Genomic DNA, 6,339 nt, shown 5'->3' on the forward strand with positions numbered 1-6,339 from the left:
CGCCGATGCCGAGCAGGGCGATGCCGACGTGCGCCATGTGGGTCAGGTAGCCCACCGAGCCCTGGGCCGGCACCTGCGGGGTAATGCCGTGGTTGAGCAGCGCCAGCAGCCCTTCCACCAGCGAACGGTCGAGCCCGGACTTGCCCTGGCTGTAGTTGGCGACGGCGGCACAGATGATCGCCCGGGTCTGTTCGTCGCGCAGCGGCTCGCCGACCCCGCAGGCATGGCTGAGCAAGGTGTTGCGCGACAGCTCGGCGAGCTGCTCGCCTTCCAGCAGGACGTCGCACAGCGCGCCGAGGCCGGTACTGATGCCGTAGGCACGCTCGCCATTGGCGACGATACGGCAGACGATGGCGCGAGCGTTGTCGATCCGTGCCCAGGCCGCCGCCGACAGTTCCAGGCGCGCACCGTGCCGGGCCACCGCGACCAGTTCCTGCCAACGCAGCGGACCGTCGCCGAACACGACGCTCGGTAGGTCGCTCATAGGTTCGCCACCCGCCGCTGGACGAAGCGGTCGACGTAGTCGTCGGCCGGCTGGTGGAGGATTTCCCGTGGTGTGCCGACCTGGATCAGTTGGCCGTCCTTGAGGATCGCGATGCGGTTGCCGATGCGTACCGCCTCGTCGAGGTCATGGGTGATGAAGACGATGGTCTTGTGCAGGGTTTTCTGCAGTTCCAGCAACTGGTCCTGCATGTCCGCGCGGATCAACGGGTCGAGGGCGCTGAAGGCCTCGTCCATGAGAATGATCTCGGTGTCGGCGGCCAGCGCGCGGGCCAGGCCAACGCGCTGGCGCATGCCGCCGGAAAGCTGGTGCGGATAGGACTTCTCGTAGCCCTTCAGGCCCACCGTGGCGATCCAGTGCAGGGCCCGCTCGTGGCACTGCGCCCGGCTTTCGCCGCGAACCTTCAGGCCGTAGGCGACATTGTCGAGCACGCTCTTGTGCGGCAGCAGGCCGAAACTCTGGAACACCATGCTGATCTTGCGCCGGCGGAATTGCCGGAGGGCTTCCATGTCGTAGCGCAGGATGTCCTCGCCATCCACCAGGATCTCGCCGCTGGTGGGGTCGATCAGGCGGTTGAAGTGGCGCACCAGGGTCGACTTGCCGGAACCCGACAGGCCCATGATCACGAAGATCTCGCCAGCGCCGATGGACAGCGACAGGTCGTTGACGCCGACCACGCAGCCGGTCTGCGCCAGCACTTCGGCCTTGCTGCGTCCCTGGCGGATCAGCGCCAGCGCGGCATCGGCGCGCGGGCCGAAGATCTTGAACACGTTCTTCACTTCGATCTTGTTCATCTGCGCACCGCTCATTTGCTCGTCTCGTGCCGGGAACGGCCGTAGGCCTGGGTGATGCGGTCGATCACCACCGCGAGGATGACGATCGCCAGGCCGGCTTCCAGGCCCTTGCCCACGTTCAGCGTCTGGATGCCCACCAGTACGTCTTCGCCGAGGCCGCGGGCGCCGATCATCGAAGCGATCACCACCATCGACAGGGCCATCATGGTGGTCTGGTTGATCCCCGCCATGATGCTCGGCAGGGCCAGCGGCAACTGCACGCCGAACAGCTGCTGCCAGCGGTTGGCGCCGAAGGCGTTGACCGCCTCCATCACCTCGCTGTCGACCTGGCGGATGCCCAGGTCGGTGAGGCGGATCAGCGGCGGCGCGGCATAGATCACGGTGGCGAAGATCGCCGGCACCTTGCCCAGGCCGAACAGCATCAGCACCGGGATCAGGTACACGAAGCTGGGCATGGTCTGCATGATGTCCAGCAGCGGCATCAGTACCGCGCGCAGGCGGTTGCTGCGCGCGGCGAGGATGCCCAGGGGGATGCCGATCAGCACCGAGATGAAGGTCGCCACCAGCATCAGCGCGAGGGTCTGCATCAGCTTGTCCCAGAGGCCGACGGCGCCGACCAGGAACAGCAGGCCGGTGATCACCAGGGTCGGCAGCAGGCGCCGGGTGGCGTGCCAGGCGATCGCCGCGACGATCGCCAGCAATAGCCACCAGGGCGTGGCGCGGAGCAGCCCTTCGAGGTTGACGATGGCCCACAGCAGGGTGTCGGAGATCTTGCGGAACAGGTCGCCGTAGTTGGTCACCAGGGCGTCGACCCAAGCGTTGACCCAGTCGGCGATGGAAAATGTCAGGCGTTCGGGAAACATGGTCTGCTCTCGTCGGTCGTGGGTTCAGAGTGCCGCTTCGATCTTCTTCGCCGCGTCCTCGTCGACCCAGGCGTGCCAGACCTCGGGGTGCTCCTTGAGGAACTCGCGCGCCAGGCGCGCTGCATCGATCCTGTCCTTGGCCATCCGCGCCAGGTCGCTGTTCAGCAGCTCCGCCGGCAGGTTGACCTTCTCCAGCACCGCCACCAGCTCCGGCGCCTGGTCGTGGAAGGTCCGCGACAGGCCGACCTGGATCCTGATGCGCTTGTCGACGCCGGGCCTTTCCTCCAGGCGCACCAGGTCGGCACGGCCCATCAGCGGCGTCGGCGACCAGTAGTAGAACAGGATAGGCTCGCCGCGCCGATAGCTCGACAGCACCGCCGCGTCCAGTGCCGGGCCGGTGCCCGGACGGAAATTGGTGAACGTCTCCTCCAGGCCGTAGCTTTTCAGCATCTCGCTGTTCTCCAGCTCGCAGGTCCAGCCGGCCGGGCAATTGTAGAAGCGCCCCTTGCCCGGTTCTTCCGGGTCGCGGAAGACCTCGGCGTACTGCGCCAGGTCGGCGATAGAGCGCAGCTTCGGCGCCTTCGCCTCGAGCTTGCGCTGCGGGTCGCCCTCGATCACGTAGCGCGGCACGTACCAGCCCTCCACCGCGCCGACGATGGGTTCGCCGACGCCGACCACCTTGCCGGCCGCGGCGGCCTTGTTCCAGGCGTCGCTGCGGCCGATCCACTCCTCGGCGAAGACCTGGATGTCATTGGTGCTCAGCGCCTGCTCCATGGTGATCGAGTTGCCCGGCAGGCTGTCGGTGGTACAGCCGTAGCCCTTGGCCAGGACGAACTGCATCAGTTCGGTGAGCAGCGTCCCGCTCTCCCAGTTCAGCCCGGCGAATTTCACCGCCTTGCCGGACTCGCACCAGCCTTCCGCCTGGGCGCCCGCCGCGGCGGCGAGCAGGCCGAGGGCACAGAGAATACTCAACATCGACTTCTTGTATCGCATGGTTCGACGCTCCAGATGCACGATTGGGAAAGGCAGTTGGAAAACCTGCGGGCCGCGCCCGGGGGAACGGCCTCGATCATTGTTATTGGCCGGCGGCTCAGGCCGCCGTCGGTTCCGTCACAGCCCTCCCTGGGCCTGAAGCACGCCATGCGCGGCATCGCCCTTCGGCCTGACCCAGCGCCGGTAGGCGATCACCAGCACGGCGATCCAGATAGCCCCGACCCACAGGGCCGGGCGGGTGTCCGGGAAATAGCCGAGCACCACGAAGATGAACAGCATGAAGACGATCGCCGCCGCCGGCGCGAATGGCCACAGCGGCACCGGGAACTTCAGCGCGGCGACCTGGCGCGGCCCCATGCGCCGGCGCATGCCGACCTGGGCCAGGAGGATCATCAGCCAGACCCACACGGTGGCGAAGGTGGCGATGGAAGCGATCAGCAGGAATACGCTCTGCGGGATCAGGTAGTTCAGCGCCACGCCGAGCAGCAGGGCCACCGCCATCAGCAGCACGGTCATCCACGGCACGCCGTGCCGCGACACCCGCGAGAAGCCGACCGGCGCCTGGCCCTGGCGGGCCATGCCGTAGAGCATGCGACCGGCGCCGAAGATGTCGCTGTTGATCGCCGAGATCGCCGCGGTGATCACCACGACATTGAGGATCGCCGCGGCCGACTCGATCCCCAGGCCGTCGAAGATCTGCACGAAGGGACTGCCGTTGCTGCCGATCTGCTGCCAGGGGAAGATCGCCATCAGCACGAACAGGGTCAGCACGTAGAACAGCAGGATGCGCAGCGGCACCGCATTGATCGCCCGCGGGATCACCCGCTGCGGGTCCTGCGCCTCGCCGGCGGTGATGCCGATGATCTCGATGCCGCCGAAGGCGAACACCACCACCGACAGCGAGGCGACCAGCCCGGCCCAACCGTTGGGCAGGAAGCCGCCGTGCTGCCACAGGTTGTGCACGCCGGTGGCGGACGTCGCCGCGCCGTCCAGGCTGAAGCCGAAGAACATGATGCCGAGCCCGGCGAGGATCATCGCGACGATGGCGCCGACCTTGACCAGCGACAGCCAGAACTCCAGCTCGCCGAAGACCTTGACATGGCAGAGGTTCAGCCCGCCGATGAACAGCACGATGGACAGTACCCAGATCCAGCGCGGCACGTCGGGAAACCAGAACCCCATGTAGATGCCGAACGCGGTGACATCGGCGAGGCAGACGATGATCATCTCGAAAGCGTAGGTCCAGCCGGTGACGAACCCGGCCATGGGGCCGAGATAGCTGCTGGCGTAATGGCCGAACGAGCCGGACACCGGCTCGTGCACCGCCATCTCGCCGAGCGCGCGCATCACCATGTACACCGCCGCGCCGGCGACCAGGTAGGCCAGCAGCACCGCCGGCCCGGCCATCTGGATGGCCGATGCGGAACCGTAGAACAGGCCGGTGCCGATCGCCGACCCCAGTGCCATGAAACGAATATGACGGGCGTTCAGCCCGCGCCGAAGCCCCGTGTCGTGCGTCATCCCTCGGCTCTCCTGTTGTTGTTCTTGCTGGAGCGCCCCGGCCGAGCGGCCGGGGGCGGGTATCAAAGGCTCGGCAACAGCCGGGCCGGCAGCAGCGCGTTCAGGCAACCGCTGGCGAGCAACTGGCTGGCGGCCTCGATGTCAGGGGCGAAGAAGCGATCCTCCTGGTAGTACGGCACCTTGTCGCGCAGCAGGCGGCGAGCCTGCTCCAGCTTCGGCGAACTCTTCAGGCCCTCACGGAAGTCCAGGCCCTGGCAGGCGCCCAGCCATTCCACGGCGAGAATCCCGCGGACGTTCTCGGCCATCGCCCAGAGCCGTTTGCCGGCGTTCGGCGCCATCGACACGTGGTCTTCCTGGTTGGCCGAGGTCGGCAGGCTGTCGACGCTGGCCGGATGGGCCAGGGCCTTGTTGTCGCTGGCCAGCGCGGCGGCGGTGACCTGGGCGATCATGAAGCCGGAGTTGACCCCGCCGTTGGCCACCAGGAACGGCGGCAACTGCGACATGTGCATGTCCATCATCAGCGAGATGCGCCGTTCCGACAGCGAACCGATCTCGGCCAGCGCCAGGGCCAGGTTGTCGGCGGCCATCGCCACCGGTTCGGCGTGGAAGTTGCCGCCGGAGATCACGTCGCCCTCGGCGGCGAATACCAGCGGGTTGTCGGACACCGCGTTGGCTTCGATCTCCAGCACCTCGGCGGCCTGGCGCATCTGGGTCAGGCAGGCGCCCATCACCTGCGGCTGGCAACGCAGCGAATAGGGGTCCTGGACCTTGTCGCACTTCTCATGGGAACGCGCCACCTCGCTGCTGGCGGTGAGCAGGTCGCGATAGGCCGCGGCCACGTCGATCTGCCCACGCTGGCCGCGCGCGGCGTGGATGCGCGCATCGAACGGCGCCCGCGAACCGAGCATGGCCTCGACGCTGAGCCCGCCGCAGACGGTGGCGGCGGCGAACAGGTCCTCGGCCTCGAACAACCCGCGCAGCGCGTAGGCGGTGGACACCTGGGTACCATTGAGCAGGGCCAGGCCTTCCTTCGCCGCCAGGGTCAGCGGCTCCAGCCCGGCCACCGCCAGCGCTTCGGCGGCCGGCAGCCACTCACCGCGATGGCGCGCCCGGCTTTCGCCGATCAGCACCAGCGACATGTGCGCCAGCGGCGCCAGGTCGCCGGACGCACCCACCGAGCCTTTCAGCGGGATGTGCGGATAGACCTCGGCGTTGATCAGCGCGATCAGCGCGTCGATCACCTTGCGGCGGATGCCGGAGAACCCGCGAGCCAGGCTGTTCACCTTGAGCAGCATGACCAGCCGCACCATGGCGTCGTCCAGCGCCTCGCCGACGCCGGCGGCATGGGACAGGACGATGGAGCGCTGGAGCTTCTCCAGGTCGGCCGGGGAGATCCGCGTCGAGGCCAGCAGGCCGAAACCGGTATTGATGCCGTAGGCGGTGCGGCCCTCGGCGATGATGTTCTCGACACAGGCGACGCTGGCGGCGACCGGCGCGTCGGCGCTGGGATCCAGGCTCAGGCGCACGGGGGCCAGGTAGGCTTGGCGCAGGTCGGCCAGGGTCAGCTGGCCGGGTTTCAGATGCAGGCTCATCGAAGGCTCCTTGTTCGGTTCGGCGGGCTCGGCAGCGCCGTCCGCCGGCGGCGTTTCATGGGATTGAAGGCGGC

The 6,339-nt window shown here is 67.7% G+C and carries 6 protein-coding genes; all 6 read right to left on the reverse strand.

What is annotated here, in order from left to right:
* Positions 1-484: aromatic amino acid lyase (locus FFS27_RS26395; protein WP_166801762.1), on the reverse strand; the 484-nt coding region annotated here is incomplete at its 3' end.
* Positions 481-1,311, reverse strand: coding sequence for a quaternary amine ABC transporter ATP-binding protein (locus tag FFS27_RS26400; protein WP_003095945.1), 831 nt, complete (start codon positions 1,309-1,311; stop codon positions 481-483). The genes FFS27_RS26395 and FFS27_RS26400, both read right to left, overlap by 4 nt.
* Positions 1,308-2,159 (reverse strand): ABC transporter permease, encoded by an 852-nt coding sequence (locus FFS27_RS26405; RefSeq protein ID WP_003095946.1) that lies wholly within the window; start codon positions 2,157-2,159, stop codon positions 1,308-1,310. Before FFS27_RS26405 ends, FFS27_RS26400 begins: the two co-directional genes overlap by 4 nt.
* 24 nt (positions 2,160-2,183) lie before the next feature.
* Complete coding sequence (locus FFS27_RS26410; protein ID WP_021263291.1) at positions 2,184-3,152, reverse strand: ABC transporter substrate-binding protein; 969 nt, start codon at positions 3,150-3,152, stop codon at positions 2,184-2,186.
* A 117-nt stretch (positions 3,153-3,269) separates the two neighbouring features.
* Positions 3,270-4,673, reverse strand: a complete 1,404-nt coding sequence (locus FFS27_RS26415) for an amino acid permease (RefSeq protein ID WP_021263290.1) — start codon at positions 4,671-4,673, stop codon at positions 3,270-3,272.
* Positions 4,674-4,735: 62 nt separating this feature from the next.
* Positions 4,736-6,265, reverse strand: a complete 1,530-nt coding sequence (gene hutH / locus FFS27_RS26420; RefSeq protein ID WP_003095952.1) for a histidine ammonia-lyase — start codon at positions 6,263-6,265, stop codon at positions 4,736-4,738.
* Between the last annotated feature and the right edge of the window lie 74 nt (positions 6,266-6,339).

Source organism: Pseudomonas sp. 2VD, assembly GCF_005503585.1.
In the GTDB taxonomy this organism is placed as follows: domain Bacteria; phylum Pseudomonadota; class Gammaproteobacteria; order Pseudomonadales; family Pseudomonadaceae; genus Pseudomonas; species Pseudomonas aeruginosa.

What these genes read in the sequence shown, in the direction of transcription:
- FFS27_RS26400 (WP_003095945.1), bottom strand. Translation starts at nt 1,311, where the DNA reads ATGAGCGGTGCGCAGATGAACAAGATCGAAGTGAAGAACGTGTTCAAG.
- FFS27_RS26405 (WP_003095946.1), bottom strand. Translation starts at nt 2,159, where the DNA reads ATGTTTCCCGAACGCCTGACATTTTCCATCGCCGACTGGGTCAACGCT.
- FFS27_RS26410 (WP_021263291.1), bottom strand. Translation starts at nt 3,152, where the DNA reads ATGCGATACAAGAAGTCGATGTTGAGTATTCTCTGTGCCCTCGGCCTG.
- FFS27_RS26415 (WP_021263290.1), bottom strand. Translation starts at nt 4,673, where the DNA reads ATGACGCACGACACGGGGCTTCGGCGCGGGCTGAACGCCCGTCATATT.
- hutH (WP_003095952.1), bottom strand. Translation starts at nt 6,265, where the DNA reads ATGAGCCTGCATCTGAAACCCGGCCAGCTGACCCTGGCCGACCTGCGC.